This is a genomic window from Oxynema aestuarii AP17 (assembly GCF_012295525.1).
Lineage (GTDB): Bacteria > Cyanobacteriota > Cyanobacteriia > Cyanobacteriales > Laspinemataceae > Oxynema > Oxynema aestuarii.
In genome coordinates this window covers 444,142-460,791 of record NZ_CP051167.1, presented here as the reverse complement: position 1 = coordinate 460,791, position 16,650 = coordinate 444,142, and the positions used below count along the sequence as shown (strand labels likewise).

At 52.9% G+C, this 16,650-nt stretch carries 13 protein-coding genes; 8 read left to right on the top strand and 5 right to left on the bottom strand.

The window, feature by feature from the left end; genetic code table 11:
- Positions 1-45: 45 nt before the first annotated feature.
- From HCG48_RS01975 to HCG48_RS01965, 3 genes are all read right to left on the bottom strand, one after another.
- Positions 46-1,125, bottom strand: a complete 1,080-nt coding sequence (locus tag HCG48_RS01975) for a J domain-containing protein (protein ID WP_168567661.1) — start codon at positions 1,123-1,125, stop codon at positions 46-48.
- A gap of 144 nt (positions 1,126-1,269) precedes the next feature.
- The gene (locus HCG48_RS01970) at positions 1,270-3,657 is read right to left on the bottom strand and encodes a C39 family peptidase (protein ID WP_246260061.1); all 2,388 of its coding nucleotides are present in this window, start codon (positions 3,655-3,657) and stop codon (positions 1,270-1,272) included.
- 746 nt (positions 3,658-4,403) lie between these two features.
- Positions 4,404-4,844, bottom strand: coding sequence for a peroxiredoxin (locus HCG48_RS01965; protein ID WP_168567659.1), 441 nt, complete (start codon positions 4,842-4,844; stop codon positions 4,404-4,406).
- Between the two features lie 166 nt (positions 4,845-5,010).
- Between HCG48_RS01965 and HCG48_RS01960 the strand changes: the two genes are divergently transcribed.
- The 7 genes from HCG48_RS01960 to HCG48_RS01930 all read left to right on the top strand — a co-directional run bounded on the left by HCG48_RS01960 (position 5,011) and on the right by HCG48_RS01930 (position 11,798).
- The gene (locus HCG48_RS01960) at positions 5,011-5,421 is read left to right on the top strand and encodes an Npun_F0494 family protein (protein ID WP_168571689.1); all 411 of its coding nucleotides are present in this window, start codon (positions 5,011-5,013) and stop codon (positions 5,419-5,421) included.
- Positions 5,422-5,457: 36 nt separating this feature from the next.
- Positions 5,458-6,921: a cobyric acid synthase CobQ gene (gene cobQ, locus HCG48_RS01955; protein WP_168567658.1), complete on the top strand. Its 1,464-nt coding sequence runs from the start codon at positions 5,458-5,460 to the stop codon at positions 6,919-6,921.
- 114 nt (positions 6,922-7,035) lie between these two features.
- Entirely contained in the window at positions 7,036-7,275 is a 240-nt protein-coding gene (locus tag HCG48_RS01950) for a 2Fe-2S iron-sulfur cluster-binding protein (RefSeq protein WP_168567657.1), read from the top strand.
- A gap of 197 nt (positions 7,276-7,472) precedes the next feature.
- A complete protein-coding gene (locus HCG48_RS01945; RefSeq protein WP_210437149.1) occupies positions 7,473-9,164 on the top strand; it encodes a sensor histidine kinase in 1,692 nt (563 codons plus the stop codon).
- Positions 9,165-9,252: 88 nt separating this feature from the next.
- Positions 9,253-10,272: an ABC transporter ATP-binding protein gene (locus HCG48_RS01940; RefSeq protein WP_168567655.1), complete on the top strand. Its 1,020-nt coding sequence runs from the start codon at positions 9,253-9,255 to the stop codon at positions 10,270-10,272.
- A gap of 210 nt (positions 10,273-10,482) precedes the next feature.
- A complete protein-coding gene (locus HCG48_RS01935; protein WP_246259843.1) occupies positions 10,483-11,325 on the top strand; it encodes an ABC transporter permease in 843 nt (280 codons plus the stop codon).
- Between the two features lie 104 nt (positions 11,326-11,429).
- Positions 11,430-11,798 carry a hypothetical protein gene (locus HCG48_RS01930; RefSeq protein ID WP_168567653.1) on the top strand — a complete coding sequence of 123 codons (369 nt, stop codon included), beginning with the start codon at positions 11,430-11,432 and terminating at the stop codon, positions 11,796-11,798.
- Positions 11,799-12,060: 262 nt separating this feature from the next.
- On the opposite strand, the gene HCG48_RS26375 is transcribed toward HCG48_RS01930, so the two are convergent.
- Complete coding sequence (locus tag HCG48_RS26375) at positions 12,061-12,189, bottom strand: hypothetical protein (RefSeq protein WP_281362072.1); 129 nt, start codon at positions 12,187-12,189, stop codon at positions 12,061-12,063.
- On the opposite strand from HCG48_RS26375, the gene HCG48_RS01925 reads away from it, so the two are divergent.
- Positions 12,188-14,080, top strand: a complete 1,893-nt coding sequence (locus HCG48_RS01925) for an ATP-binding protein (RefSeq protein WP_168567652.1) — start codon at positions 12,188-12,190, stop codon at positions 14,078-14,080. The genes HCG48_RS26375 and HCG48_RS01925 overlap by 2 nt on opposite strands.
- Positions 14,081-14,159: 79 nt before the next feature.
- On the opposite strand, the gene HCG48_RS01920 is transcribed toward HCG48_RS01925, so the two are convergent.
- Complete coding sequence (locus HCG48_RS01920) at positions 14,160-16,577, bottom strand: filamentous hemagglutinin N-terminal domain-containing protein (RefSeq protein ID WP_168567651.1); 2,418 nt, start codon at positions 16,575-16,577, stop codon at positions 14,160-14,162.
- Between the last annotated feature and the right edge of the window lie 73 nt (positions 16,578-16,650).

Genomic DNA, 16,650 nt, shown 5'->3' with positions numbered 1-16,650 from the left:
TCAATCCCATCGAGGGATCTGCCATCGAACGGTACGGCTTGACGATTAAAAATGGATGTGAATCCCATTTTTTGCCAGTTCGTCGATGACATCTTCGATATTGTCCAAATCCAAGGGTTGGCGACGGGACGGACCGCATAAAAATTCCTTCAGCGTTATCTTTCGATCGCGAAAATCTTTAACGAAATCGCGAATCTGTTCGAGGGATTCGAGTTCGGCTTTAAATTGTTCGAGGGAGGCTTCCACTAAATCCATGCCTTCTCGTTTGGCTTTGCGATATTCTTTGACCATCATCCCTTGAGGGGTGTTGCGGGTTTCGCGAACTTGGTCTTTTAATTGTTCGTATTGCCGTTCGAGAATTTTTAGATCGTGTTCGAGTTGCTTGCACTGGCGATCGCGATCGTTTTGTGAAGTTTCAATTTTTTGCTCGTATTCGCTTTGTTGTTCAATTTCCAACAAGCGGGCAAAATCGCCACTTTTATAAGCAATATTAACCTCTTTCATGATTTCGGTATAATGCTCTCTTTTTTCCGGATCGGCAATTTTATCCGGGTGAAAGCGATCGGCCAATTTTAGAAACAGTTTTCTCATATCCCGCGAAGGACGAGGGGCATGGTTTTCTTCAAATAGGGAATGACTGCCCCATTCCGAACCATCTTCGTCGTCGAAACTGTCGTCATTTTCCTCATTCGGATGTTCCCGTTCGGCTTCGGCTTCTTCCTCCCGGGCGAAGTCTTCGTCTTCTTCGTCGAAATGGGGACTGATACGACCTGTAAATTGGAGTATTTCGTAAACTTCTCGAATTTCGAGTTTGGTTTTTTTAGCAAATTTGCGCTTGGTAAAAATATCGTGAAATAATTCGTGAATTTCGCGATCGAGCTGTTGTGCTTGTTCGTAAATGGGTTGACCGTGATAGAGCATCGATCGCGCAATCTCTTGCATCTGTTCGGTTAAGTTTGACAGTTCCGTTCGCTTTCGCTTAATTAAGGTCAATATCTTTTTTTGTCGTTCTTGTAGAAACTGGAAGCGGGCGTCTGGAGAGGTAGACGCCAGGTTAGTTTCCGCGACGGGGCGATCGCGATCGCCTGTTTCTTTTTTCTGCTTTTTCTGTTTTTTAGCCATCATTCCAATTCCCTAGAGTTGTTCTTACCATACCGCTAAATTTCTATGGATGGAATGGATAAAAATGGCTATTTTAACGAATCCAGAAACCTTCCAATCGCGGGCGTTCGCCCTTTCCGCCGAACGTCCGCGATCTCGATGCCTGTTTTATTGGGCGATCGTATGAATCCAAATATTCCCCTCGGGACCGCACACCTCATCCATGTATCCGTAGGGATAAAGTAACTTCCGCCCTTCCGTATAACTATATCCCGTCAGGGCATCGCCCCAGGGATCTTGTACGATGTACCCCCGACTGTTAAAACCGATAATCGTGAGAATATGTCCCGTCGCCGTAAAGTATCCGGCAATCACCACCGGACGGCGGTTAATCAGCTCGTTTTTGACGTCGGACCAGCGCGCCGTCGTCACGAATTGATGCTTGAAGCCGTAAGCGCGAATCAGCGCCGAAAGCACGCTGTGATTGGTTTGCGAGCCTTCTCCGGCATAGTTGAAACACCACTGGAGCAACTCGTCTTCAAGCTGTCCGCCCCACTTCGATCGCACGCCGTAGTAATAAAACACCATGGCGATCGAGGTTACATTACAAGTAGACCAATAGTAACGCGGGTTATCCCGTTGGGAGAAATAAGGGACGTTGAGCTCGATCCGATCCGGAAGCGGATCGAACGCCCGACTCCCGCGACGCATCAACACGTGAGGCGGATAAATATATCCCGTATTGCCGAATTGAGGAAACTCTTCCGTCAGCGAGACCTTGAGGTGATTGTCTTCGATCGCGTAACTCGCCACCCCGTAAACTCGCCCCAGATTGAGGGTAGTTTTCTCCGTCGGACCGAGGTTCGCCGCCGAAATCGGGCGCTTTTTAAACGCCGTCGTCTCGCGAATCGTAATCGTCAGCGCGTCCGGTTCGTAGGGAATGACATCGTTATTCTTCTTAATTTGGACGTGTTGCCAGTAAATATAACCGACATTGCCAAAACCGGGAATCGAGTTGGTCAGAGTGACGCGAAAATGCCCTTCGGTACAGGCATATCCGGTAATTCCGTAAGTCGTTCCTAATTTTAAATCGGCTTTTTGACTGGCATTGAGCATCGACGAATCCACCGGACGGGCTTTAATAAAAGTGGTTCGGGTGACCAACATTTTCGCCGTCAAGTTGGTATCCGGAACGTCCTCGATGTCGAAGCGCAGGACTTTTTCCCCTTTGGTCAGTTCGACATGACCTTCGTAAAAGTAACCGAACGACCCCACGGGATTGACGGCGGGATCGAGGTTGACTTTCAGGTGTCCGTCTACCAGTCCGTATCGACTGACGCTAAAGGTGGTGCCCCCTTTGACCATTACTTTTTGTTCGTCCGCCAGTTGTTGGGAATCGAGGGGGGCGACTTTAAACCAAGTATTTTGTTCGACGCGCAAGCGTAGGGGTTCGCCGACGGTGGTCGCTTGGGTACTGACGGTGATGTAGATGATTTCCGAGGAAACGAGTTGGTTATTGCTGTCGGCGCCGCGCAAGCGCAACCAGCGCAGTCCGGCGGTGTTAAAGCCATTGCTGAGTACGACGCGCCAAGTTCCGGCGTCGCGATCGAGTTCGACTTTGAGGGGATATTTGTCTTCGGCGACGACGGCGATCGCACTAATGCTTTGCGGGTCGAAGTTTCCGGTTAAGGTAACCGCTTGTTTGACTAGAACTTCTTTCGGTCCGGTATAGGTCAACGGGTCTTCCGGGGAGGGAGTGCGATCGCTCACCGCCGATAGGGGCGTTTCGCCGCGTAACAAGCGCACGAAATCGGCATAAAGATAGCCCGTATTGCCGAAACCGGGTAAATTTTCACTCAGCGATACTTTCAGATGGCCCGCTTCCGAGGAATATGCGACGACCCCATACACCGAACCGATGGGAAGAGTGTATCGATCTGCCGCACTTAAGGTACTCGAATCCACGGGGCGTTTTTTAATCACCGTGGTTTTGAGAATGCTTAAATTCGTGGCGTTGGGATTGTATTCGATCCATTCTCCGTCTTTTTTGAGTTTGACGTGATCTTTATAGACGTAGCCAATTTGTCCGAATCCCGGGATCGGGTCGCGCAACATGATGCGAAAGTGGTTGGCGAAGGAGGTATGACCGAAGGTTAAAAAGGTTTGTCCTTGGAGGAGTTCGGCTTGTTGGTGGGCGCTCAGTTGGATCGAATCTTCCGGTTTGGTTTTAATTTTAGTGGTTTGGGCGACCCACAACTGACAGAATCCCGGCGGGGGGTCGGGAACGTTATCGACGGTAACGCGCTGGGTTTGTTCGGCTTTGACCAGTTGAACGTGAGGTTTGTAGAAGTATCCAAACCGTCCGAGGGGTTCGACATCGGTGTTGAGTTCGATTTTGACACGATCGCCTTCCACGGTATAGCGACTGACCCCGAAGGAGCGACCTTTGGGGATTTGGGCTTTGTGGCGATCGCTCAAGGTCGTCGAAGGCGCCGGAGTCGCTTTAAAAAAGGTATCGTGCAGCACTTCTAAAGAGAGAGAGTCCGCCACCGTCATCGGTTGTTCGCTGACGGTGATGTAGGCTTGTTGGTTGTCGAGTTCGCGACCGCTACTATCCATCGCCTTAAGGCGCAACCAGCGAATCCCCGGCGCGGTCAAACCGTTAGGTAAATCGACCTGCCAGCGACCCTCAGCTCGGTTGAGTTCGACGCTGAGGGGATATTTATCTTCGGCGACGACGGACACCGTGGCAACTTTTGCCGGGTCGAAGGTTCCTTTGAGAACGGTGGCGGTTCTGAGTAAGACTTCTTTGGGTTCGAGATAAGTCAGGATGCTGGACACGAATACTGCTCCTTTGACGAGGGATGGAATAGATGCTGCGATCGTCAGCTCGGAAAATCGGGGTGAATCGATCCCATTTTAGAGTTTAGATTTTCAATTTTTTGAGAAGTCAGGGACGGGCGATCGGGCTTTAGTCTCCCAATTTTATCGTTTCGGTGGGGCGATCGTGGCACCGTCTTTGCGAGAGCGGGCTTACAAGTGAGAATAATAAGATTAGAGTGAAAAGATAGAAGTTAAAATAGACTCGCAAAAGTGACTCAAGTCAATAGACTATCTTTCTGCTGTCATATTTAATGAAGCTTTTGTTAAAACACACTGGAACAAAATAGGGACAGATGAAAAGACGGGCCGCCCTTGCTTTGCGATCGCTATCGATCGCAAGCGCTTGCGCTCAAAATGAGTAGGGTGGGCAAAACTTGCCCACCCTACGAAGCGATATTTAACTCACTTGAGTGGAGCAATTAGGCCATTGCGGCGAGGATGTCGGCGGCGTGGGTGTCGGTTTTGAGGTTAGATCCTTCGTAGACTTGGGTGATTTTGCCGTCGCCATCGATGACGTAGGTGACCCGTTTGGCGTAGCCGCCGCCTTCGACGTCGTAAGCTTTGGTTAGGGTACCGTCGCTGTCGGCGAGTAAGGGGAAGGGAATATTATATTTCTCGGTAAATTTTTTGTGGGATTCTTCGTCATCCATGCTGACGCCGAGAACTGCGATGTCTTTGCTTTGATATTCGTTGTACGCATCGCGGAAGCTTTGGGCTTCTTTCGTGCAACCGGGGGTGTCGTCTTTGGGGTAGAAGTACAAAATCAAGGTTTTGCCCTTGAAGTCAGTGAGGTTGACCGTGTTACCGTTGGTGTCTTTGGCGGTGAAATCCGGTGCGGTGGTTCCGACTGATAAAGACATAGATGCGTAATTTTCCTTTTTGAAACTCGATCCAAATCCTAACAAACTTGTTACGTGGGGGGAGAGAGGGGAGGCGATCGCCGATTGGTATGCTACTACTAGAATGTTAGGCCGACCCGATCGCCTGTCCGCGTATTCTCCACTTTCTCAAGAATTGGCGCCAAGAATGAAAGCTGTCGAATCTCAACCCGCTCAGTCCATTGCGTATCCGCCGCGTACCGTTACTCGGGCTAGACGGGCACTGGCGTGTTCTCCGTTCACCCGGGTACTGTTCGAGGCGATGAAAACTGACAGCGTTCCCCTCAGCGCGATCGCCTCGGAATCGGGGATCCAACAGAACTATACCCGACGGGCGATCGCCGAACTGCGGGTCGAAAATGACCTGATGTGGCTCATTCAAGTCGGCGTATTGCGCCGGGAAGTAGACGGACAGGGAATTACCGACAGTTTTCGTCTGACCCCCCTCGGACGGCAACTGATCGATCGCCAGGACGCAGATGCGGTGAATTGGGGGGCGCCGGGTTGGTGCGATCGCCTCTATAATGCTGGCGCTCGTTGGCTGCGTCTACCGTTCTAACCGTAATCGAACTCATACGCTCGCAGGCTTGCCGATATGAAAGCAATTATGGTAGTGGGAACCACCTCCCACGCCGGAAAATCCCTCGTTGCAACGGCATTGTGCCGCATTCTCTCCCGTCGGGGATGGCGGGTCGCCCCGTTCAAGGGACAAAATATGGCCTTGAACGCCTACGTCACGGCAACAGGGGGCGAGATCGGTTACGCGCAAGCCTTGCAAGCTTGGGCGGCGGGAGTGACGCCAGAAGTGGACATGAACCCGATTTTATTAAAACCCCAGGGAGATATGACCTCCCAAGTCATCGTCCACGGCAAAGCCCAAGGGAGAATTAACGCCCTAGACTACTACGAAAAGTTTATCGATATTGGCTGGCAGGCGATCGCGGATTCGCTCAAACGACTCAGTGCAGAATTCGATTTAATCGTTTGCGAAGGGGCCGGAAGTCCCGCCGAAATCAACCTCAAACACCGGGATCTCACCAACATGCGGGTGGCGAAACACCTCAACGCCCCCACGATCCTCGTCGTCGATATCGATCGCGGCGGCGCCTTCGCCCATGTCGTCGGGACCCTCGAACTCCTCGATCCCGACGAACGGGAACTGATTCGCGGCGTCGTCATCAACAAATTTCGCGGGCGGCGATCGTTGTTGGACTCCGGCATCACCTGGCTCGAAGAACGCACCGGGATCCCCGTCCTCGGCGTCATTCCCTGGATCGACGAAGTCTTCCCCGCCGAAGACTCCCTCAGTTTAGTCGATCGCCCCTCGCGCAAAGGACGCACCGATCTGACCATTGCCGTAATCCGCCTGCCGCGTATTTCCAACTTTACCGACTTCGACCCCCTCGAAGCCGAACCCACCGTCACCGTCGAATATGTCAGCCCCAAACAGTCTTTAAACTATCCCGACGCAGTCATCGTCCCCGGGTCCAAAGCCACCATCCCCGATTTACTCCTGCTCAAAAAAACCGGAATGGCAGAACAACTGCAAAACTACGTCACTGCAGGCGGTACCATTTTCGGTATTTGTGGCGGCTTTCAAATGCTCGGCGAAATGTTAGCCGATCCCGAAGGCGTCGAAGGACAAGAAGGACGATTTGAAGGCTTAAATTTACTCCCGGTCAAAACCATTATCACCCCGCATAAAATCGCCCGCCAACGGCTCGTCACCTCCCAATATCCTTACGAAGGCTTGCCCGTTTCCGGCTATGAAATCCACCAAGGTCGCTCCCAATTTGGCACCTCCAACGGCGTCAAAAACCTGTTTGACGATCCCAGTTTGGGCATGGTAGACCAAGAACAATCGGTGTGGGGAACCTACCTGCACGGCATTTTCGATAACGGTCCGTGGCGACGCGCTTGGTTGAACCGCCTACGCCACCAGCGCGGGCTGAAAGCTTTACCCACGGGCATTCCCAACTATCGAGAACAACGCGAAAGCTTGTTAGACCGATTGGCGGACGTGGTACAGTCTCATGTAAATTTAAAACCGCTATTGTAGGTTGAAAAGCAAGAGACAATTGGGAGGAGAGGATCGGTCCGCCACCTAAACTCTAAAATCCTCACTCCCTCAATCTAAAATCTAAAACCTAAAATCTAAAATCTAAAATCCATCGTGAGTGTCAAAATTCGATTTATCCCGGATGATATTACCGTTGAAGCTCAAGTGGGAGAACCGTTATTAGAAGTGGCCGATCGCGCGGGCATTTCGATCCCCACCGGATGTTTGATGGGGTCTTGTCATGCCTGTGAAGTCGAAGTCGATGACGGCGAAATGATTTGCGCGTGTATTTCCGGGGTTCCCCCGGGAAAATCGGAAATCACAATTAGTTTGTATGTCGATCCGACTTGGTAATCGTAAGATCTGGGGGAGATTTGCGGCTATTTCCGCACGAATTTTGTGAAAAATAAACGGTTCGATCGCCAAGTTTCCATTTATCTTAAAAAAGACAAATGCGGGTTGCCATGACCCTCGTGCGCTCGAATTGACGCGCGCTTAACCGAGTTCTCCATACTCTCTGTGCTTGAAGTTCCATGCCCCTAGATCGTACTGTGCCTGCTGACAGTCCAGCTTTAGATGATGCCATTGCCGCTTTGCCCCTCGCGACCCCGGACATGCTCCTGCTCGATGTTATCGGACTGATGCTGGAGTTCCCGGAAGGGTCGGAACGGGGATCGGCACTGGGGGGGTGCGCGATCGCGATCGCCGAGTCGAAGCGGGTGGGGATGTTTACCGAGCGAGATGTGGTGCGCTGGAGTGCCAAAGGACTCGATTTTCAACGGACGACTTTAGCGCAAGTAATGGGCGCTCCGGTGGAGACGGTCCGCCGATCGCAGTTGGGGGATCTGTTCGGCGTGTTGGCGCTGATGCGCGATCGCGCGATTCAGTATCTCCCGGTCGTTGAAGATGACGACACCGTTCTCGGAGCGATCGCCCTCGAAACGATTCGCCAAATTTTGCAACCGTGCTATCTATTTAACGTGCGATCCGTGGCGCAAGCGATCGCCGAAACCCCCTCCACCGCGCCGCCGAACGCCTCGATCCTGGAGCTGACGCGGGTCATGGCCGATCGCCCCACGGAATGCGTCGTCATCTGCGATCGGCTCGAACAGCTCGATCGCCCGGCGCGACCGCTCCCCGTCGGGATCGTGACCGAACGGGATATCCTCCGCCTACAACACCTCCAATGGGATTTACGCTCTACCCGGGCCGACCGAGTGATGAGCGCCCCTTTAATCGGGATCCGTCCCGAGGAGTCCTTATGGTGCGCTCACGAACGGATGCAACAGCACCGCATCCGCCATGTAACCGTCACGGGCGATCGCGGCGAACTGCTCGGCGTCCTCACTCAAAGCCAGTTGCTGCAAGGGTTCGACCCCCAGACGATTTACGAAACCATGCAACAGCTCGGCGAGCAGTTAGAAGGCGAACGGAGCGAGCGTCGCCGTCTCGAAGCCGAACTGCACAAAATCGCGATTCAAGAGCAAGAACTCGGCGAACTCAAATCCCGCTTTACCTCGATGGTCACCCACGAGTTTCGCAATCCCCTGACGACCATTTTATATTCGACGCAGTTATTAGAAACCTTCGGTCATCGGGCGACGGAGGAGAAAAAACGCAGTTATTTACTGCGTATTCGGCGCACGGCGCAATATATGAATCAGTTAATTGAGGATTTGCTCGTGATTGGCGGGTCCGATGAAGCCAAACTGGAGTTTAATCCCAAACCGCTCGCTTTAGACGAAGTTTGTCAGGATTTGATCGAACAGCAGCATTTGAGCGACGGGGGACGCAATCCGATTTCGTTTGAAATTGAAGGAGATCGCGATGAAGTCTGTATGGATGAAAAATTACTGCGCTACATTTTTACAAATTTACTCGCCAATGCTTGCAAGTATTCGCCAAAAGGAATGCTCGTCGAGTTTCACGTCGCCTGTGAAGACGAGCGGGCGATTTTTTATTTGAGCGATCGCGGTATCGGGATCCCTCCGGAAGAGTGCGATCGCCTCTTCGACCCGTTCTATCGCGCTACCAATGTCGGCAATATCCCCGGTACCGGATTGGGATTGAGCATGGTCAAACGCTGCGTCGAGTCCCATTACGGCACGATCGCCGTCGAAAGTGAAGTCGGGGTCGGTACCCGCTTTATCGTCACCCTTCCCCTCGGCCCGATCTCGGAGGTGGATCGTCAAACTCCCTCGGTTGCACTCGAGCAGAATTCACTCGAACGCAAACCCTCGTGACGCGATCGCCCGCCAGCAAAACCCGATCGCCTTAAAATAATATTTAACGAATATGTAGTTTTGTATCAAGAACCTTAACAGAGAACCTATGGCACCTGCCGTTATTGTCGAAAACTTGCAGAAACGCTACCGCGATATCGAAGCGGTTAAAGATATCTCTTTTACCATCGAACCCGGGGAAATTTTCGGATTGCTCGGCCCCAACGGTGCCGGAAAAACGACCACGATCCGGTGTTTGTGTACTTTGACCTCGCCGGATGCGGGACAGTTGCAAGTCTCGGGAATCGACGTGGTCGCCAATCCGAAGGCGGCGCGGCAGCGTTTGGGTTACGTAGCGCAGGAAGTCGCCCTCGATAAAGTGCTGACGGGTCGAGAACTGCTCGAATTGCAAGCGGCGCTTTACCATATTCCCCGGGCGGCGATCGGCGATCGCATCAAAACGATGTTGAGTTTGCTCGGTTTAGAAGAATGGGCCGACCGTCAAACCGGGAAATATTCCGGCGGATTGCGCAAGCGCTTGGATTTGGCGGCGGGATTGCTGCACGAACCGGACGTGTTAGTGCTCGACGAACCCACCGTGGGATTAGATATTGAAAGCCGGATGGCAGTCTGGGCCTTTTTGCGGCAATTGCGCGATCGCGGGACGACGGTGTTAATTACCAGTCATTATTTAGAAGAAATCGACGCTTTAGCCGATCGCGTCGCCATTATCGATCGCGGCGTCGTCATCGATACGGGAACCCCATCCCAACTCAAAGATCGGGTCGGGGGCGATCGGGTCACCTTGCGCGTTCGCGAGTTTTCCCCCCTCGACGAAGCCGAAAAAGTCAAATCTTTACTCGAACCCTTACCTTTCGTGCGCGAAGTGATTATCAACCACGCCCAAGGGAACTCGTTAAATCTGGTGGTCGAACCGCAAAGCGACGCACTGATCTCGATCCAACAAGCCTTACGCGATGCGGGATTGCCGACGTTTGGAATCGCTCAATCGCGCCCCAGTCTCGACGATGTTTATTTAGCCGCCACGGGTCAAACTTTACTCGATGCGGAATTAGCCACCGCCGGAACCCGGGATCCGAAACAGGAACGCAAACAGAATATGCGTTAAAAGGGAGTTGAGAGTTGAGAGTTAAAAGTTTAGATTTTAGATTGAGGGAATGGGGAGTTTAGAGTTTAGATTGTTGAATTTAGAATTTCAGATCTGATATCTGACTCCTGTGTTCCCTGTTCTCATTTCCCCATGGTCACTCCCCGCGTCAACCGATTTATTAAAATTAAGATGAGCCAAACTATCGATTCTCCAGAAAGGGAAAAGAAAATGACGACTCAGCCCGTGCCAGAAACTGGAAATGCGATCGCCGAATTCTTGCAAGAAACGACGGCATTGACGAAACGGTTATTTGTCCAATTACAGCGCCGTCCTTCCACATTAATTGCTGGAATTATTCAACCGTTGATGTGGTTAATTTTGTTCGGGGCGTTGTTTCAAAATGCACCGAAAGGGTTATTTGGAGAAAGTTTAAATTACCTGCAATTTTTAGGGGCTGGGGTGATCGTATTTACGGCATTTGCCGGGGCGCTCAACGCCGGGTTACCCGTGATGTTCGATCGCGAATTCGGCTTTCTCAATCGATTTTTAGTCGCCCCCTTATCGACGCGCTTTTCGATCGTGGTAGCGTCGGCGGTTTACATTGTCGTTCTCAGTTTTCTGCAAACGGGAATTATTTTGACCGCCGGGGCGCTGATGGGGGCTGGATTGCCGGGAGGACTGGGATTAGCGGCGATCGCCGTGATTATTTTCTTACTCGTTCTCGGGGTAACCGGATTGAGTTTGGGGCTGGCGTTTGCGCTACCGGGTCACGTGGAATTGATCGCGGTGATTTTCGTGACGAATTTGCCGTTATTGTTTGCAAGTACGGCGCTAGCTCCCTTATCTTTTATGCCAAAATGGTTGCAGGTTGTGGCAACGCTCAATCCGTTGAGTTACGCGATCGAGCCGATTCGATATTTGTACTTGCATCCCGATTGGAATTTGGGCAGTGTGGTCATGCACGCGCCCTGGGGGGATGTCAGTTTTGGGGGTGCCTTGCTCGTGTTGGCGGCGTTCGCGACGGTATTGCTCGCCAGCATTCAGCCCCTTCTCAGAAGAACCTTTGCTTGAGTAGAATCGTCCTTAGCATATAGCGTTGTTCTTGGCAACCGCAGACGTTTATCGCAAATCGCAAGAGGAACCAACCGATGATCTTTGTTCGTAGATTTTCCCCTTTGGCTTTGTCAACCCTGGCGGCGATCGCCGCAATTTCTGTAGGGATGGGACAACAGGCGATCGCCGAACCGGAGGCGGATGTCGAACCCGTGCAAAGTAACTCCTTAGAACTCGAAGACGGACGGGATCCGTTTGAAGGAACCAGTGGGGAGGCGGATACCCGGGTGGATATGTTCGAGTTGATTCACCGGGCCAAACTCGGCGGCGGGCGATCGATGGATGAATTTCGCTTGGGAACGGAGCAAAATATTGACGATGCGGCTGCTCAATTTCGTAACCGACAATTGCAACAGTTAGAACCGGGGAATATTGAAATTTTGCCCGATCGCGAACCGGACATGAGCGGTCGTACTTCTGAATTCGAGTAAATTTTAACTGCAAGATAGGGAAAACGCCGATGGAACTTTGCCCGATCCACGGCGTTTTTTTATGGCGATCGCCCCTCCACAGGGTCGGTTAAGATCGGGTGGGCGTTTTGAGAAAAGTACGATTTCAAAAAGGATTGAGACTCGAGCGATCGAGGATCTACAGGGGTAACGCTAAGGTACACTACGGACAAAGCGACGCTAAAGCGATCGTCGGATCGATCGATTCGATCTGCAGCCTTGATGACCCACCGAGATCGACCGCCTAGAATGGAATGGAATTGACCGAACTGTTGGTGCGCCCATACAGCACGATAGCGGTTTCCCGTTTGTTGCGTCCGCCACTTCCGGCGATCGAACCACTTGTAAAGCAGGTAAAGAAGAAGCGATTCATGGGCATATTTAGCTGGAGACAAGGCTCCCTTGCCACCAAATTGACCCTAGCGATGACGAGTGTGGTCATTGTTGCTGTCGGTAGCGTCACCTGGCTATCCCTGCGCCGCCAACAACTCTCTTTTCGCCAAGAATTGCAACAACAAGCGGCGATTTGGGTCGAAGCATTGGATCTGGCTACTTCCGACGTTCTCAATCCCCTCGACAGTCAAGCGATCGCCAAGATCGCCGATCGCCTCGGAGAAGACGGACTGTTAGTGTCGGGACGGATTTATCGACAAGACGGACGGGCGATCGCCGATATTTACGAAAACCAATTACTCCTATCCGATCCCCAAGTAGATCCCTTCGGCGAAAAACTGATCGACAGCGACCAAGTCGTTTACGAATGGTACGCCGATCGCCTGATCGCCGGAAAAGCCGTTCTCGCCGACGGTCAGCCGATCGGCGCCGTCAGCATTGGCTTGTCTACGGAACCGCTTCAGCTCAAAATGGTGACCGTTCGCAATCAAGGGTTACTCGTCGCCGCGATCGCCGCTAGCGTCGGCGCCGCGATCGCCGTCCTCCTCGGGCGATCGATTATCGGACCGTTGCAAGAAATCACCGCCGCCACCGAAGAATTTGCCGAAGGCGACCTCACCCGTCACATTACCGTCAACAGTCGCGACGAACTCGGCGTCCTCGCCAATTCCTTCAACCGCATGGCGGAAGAATTGCGCGACCTGATCGAAAGTATGGCCCAAAGGGCCGAAGCGTTGCACCAAAGCGAAGCCAAAAATATCGCCCTCCTCAACGCCATTCCCGACTTAATGTTCGAGTTCAGCCACGACGGTACCTTCGTCGATTTTAAAGGCGGTCGCGGCGATACGATCCTACGACCTGCCGGAGAACTGTTACGTAAAACCGTTTCCGACGTTTTACCCGCCCAACTCGCCAAACTCTATCTAAAATACGTCGAGCGCACCCTACAAACCCGCGAAATTCAAGTTTTCGAGTACGAATGGTTTATTAACAACAAACGCCGCCATTTTGAGGCGCGCTTCGTCGTCAGTGGCGAAAACGAAGTGTTGGCGATCGTGCGCGATGTCACCGAAGGCAAACTCGCTCAATTCGAGCTAGAACAAGCCAAAGAAGCCGCCGAAGCCGCCAACCACGCTAAAAGCGTCTTTTTAGCCAACATGAGCCACGAACTACGAACCCCCCTCAATGCCATTCTCGGTTACAGCGACCTCTTGCGCGAAGAAGTCGAAGATTTAGGCTACGAGGACTTACTCCCGGACTTACAAAAAATCAGACAAGCGGGATTACATTTACTCTCGATCATCAGCGACGTTCTCGATATTTCCAAACTCGAAGCCGGACAGATGACCCTGTATCTGGAAAACTTCGATATTGCCACCCTGATCGCCGAAGTTAGAACGACTGTCGAGCCTTTAGTTCAGAAAAAAAATAACACCCTTTCCATTCACCTCGCCCGCGATTTGGACTCGATGTACGCCGATCGCACCAAAGTCAAACAAATCTTACTCAATTTACTCAGTAATGCGGCTAATTTCACCGAAAAAGGCTCGATCGTGGTCAACGTGCGTCAAGACAGCCCACCGAACCCTGCCGAAGCAAACCCAGGCGAGACTTTGCTGTTCTTTAGTGTCAGCGATACGGGAATTGGCATGACTTTAGAGCAACAAGAACATATTTTTGAAGCCTTTACTCAAGCGGATAACTCCACGACTCGCAAATATGGCGGAACGGGTTTGGGATTGGCGATCAGCCAGCGTTTTTGCGAACTGATGGGCGGTGAAATTATCGTCGAAAGTGAAGCGAATGTCGGTTCTACGTTTACGATGCGATTGCCGAAAATGGTGGTGGCAGAAGGCGGAAATGGGGAGTAGGGAGTCGGGAATCGGGAATTAGAAATCGGGAATATTTTCTAAAAGCGCGATCGCGATATTTGCCAAAGGGTTCGATCGATTAAAAACAAGTTGGCACCTTAACAAAGCCCGGTGCAGTTCGAGGGGCCACCAACTCCAGGCGATCGCCGCGCTTGACCCAGTGCGTGGCTTCTCGGGGGGCTTTCAATAAGACTTGCGACTGGGGGGATGGGGCGATCGCGCCCTCGTCGGTTCCGAAATCTTGCAAGTCTTGCCAAAAAACTTGCGGCAAGATTGCCTCCGTGGGAGCGTTCGGCAAGCCGCCGCGTCCGACAACCGCAAACGAATTCTCCCCATGGGTCACGCAACCGTAATTGAGTTGCAAACTCCCCGCCATCAACGGAGTCGGCAATTCCAACGTCCCGCGACTCGCATCGACTTCCGGAGAATCGATCGCCACCGTACCCGAAATCCCAAACTGAGAACTCGCCGTGATATCGCTTTCCGAGGTCAGTCTCGGACGAAATTCGATCCCGAAAATCCCGCGCGCCTCGATCGCGATCTGGCCCCCGGCCCCTTCAAAGGCATTGGCGACGATGTCGCTATTGCCCTCAGCCACAAGTAAATCGCTGTTGAGGGTCAAATTACCGCCGTTCCCGGTCCCTCCCGCTTCCGTCGTAATTTGACTGCGATCGCGCAAGGTCAGGAGATCGCCAATATACACTTGCAGGTCGCCGCCTTCCCCGGATTGGGTCGATCCGGTAATTTTTCCTTGATTTTCCAGCATCACCCGCTCCACATTGAGGGTCAGGGTCCCCGCATTACCGTCGCCGTCGTTTTTGACGCTGATCGAACCGCGATCGCTCACCCTCAACATGGGGGTCGTTATTTGCAAATCCCCTGCATTCCCGGAAACGCGATCGGGAAGGCGAAACAGTTCGCGCAAGAACGGATCGAGAACATTAGACGAGGCATCGATTTGACTGGTATTAAACAACGCCGGAGTCTCGCCGCGTACTTCGATAAATTCGGACGCCTCCACCGTCAAACTGCCTGCATTTCCAAACGCTACATTAGTCGCACTCACCCGTCCCCCTTTTAAAACGGAGAGTCGTCCGGTGGCGATCGCCAAATTGCCCCCCGGTCCGGTCGCAAAGGTAGAGGCGGATAAAATCCCCTCGTCAATATTGACCGCTTCGCGGGTTCGCACCTGTACGTTACCGCCGCGACCCGTACCGAAGGTAATCGAGGAGACTTGTCCGGAATTGGCGACGGTTAAGGTTCCGGCGGCTAAGTCGAGATTGCCACCACTGCCCGATCCGAAGGTTTGGGCGGTCATCACCGTACTGGTCCGGGTATCGGATCCGACAAAAATCGACTGAGTGGCGTCGATGCGGATGTCGCCGCCTTTTCCACTGTCGAAACTATTCGATCGCACGTCTCCTTGTCGTTCCAGACGGACTCGCGCTCCCGTAATGACGATCGCAGCCCCTTCTCCCGAGGCGATCGTTTCGCTTTTGAGGCTGCTGCGAATACCGTCACTACTGGTTCCGCGTAGGATTACGCCGTCGCGACTGGCGATTTGCAACGGTGGCGCCGTTTCGCCGCCTTGGTTTTGGGAAAAGATCGCGGAACCGCCTTCTAAGGTCAGCAAGCGCCCTCGCACGTCGATCGCCCCGGGACGATCTCCCGTGACGCCGACCAAAGCGCGCGATTGCAGGGTAATTGCGTCGAAGTTGTCGATCGCGCTGTAATCGAAGCTGAAACCGGAATCTGTCCGGGCCAGACCGACGCGAACGGGGCGATCGTGACGACCGACCGCCCCCAAGGCGATCGCGCCGTTGTCCGCTTCGAGAATGGCGCCGGACAGGTTCACGGAACCGCCGATCAGGGCGAGGGTCGCACCGGGTTCGACGCCTAAATTGGCGGGGCGATCGCCGCGAACTGTCGGCACCGGGCGCGTTTGAACCGCCAGGTCGTGACCGAATCCGGCGGCATCAATCGGGCCGGGTTCCCTGCCGAATTGGATCCCCGTCGGTACGCCGACCGTCAGTAATGGGGGCGCGTTTGCTTCGCTGGCGCTGTAGAAACTGCCGTTGTCCCACACGAGGCGATCGGCGCTGGTGGCGACAAAGGAACCGCCGAGATCGAGGCGCGCATTCGGCCCGAAGCGAATCCCGTTAGGGTTGAGCAGAAACAAGTCTGCGCCGCCATTGGCGCGAATTAAACCGTCGATTTGCGATCGATCCGTTCCGGTGACTCGGGTCAAGATTGTAGCAATATCCGGCCCTTGGTTGAAAAAGGCTTCGCCTCCCGTCGGGAGGGAAAATTCTTCAAAACTGTGGAAGAGTAAATCGCCCGATCGCGTGCCGCCTGTAATGACGCGAACGCCGTCAGTTTCCGTGACGGTGGAGTTTTCCGGCAAACTGCGATCGGGAATAATTTGAGCGCGTGGGGGCGATGCAGTCCACAGGAGACAGGCGATCGCACTGAGGAGTAATCGGAGAGGAAAGTTCATAGAAAATGGGGGAGCAGTAGGGGCGGTTCGCGAAGCGCCCCTACGCGATCGCGAGTTCTTCTATGCTAACCTT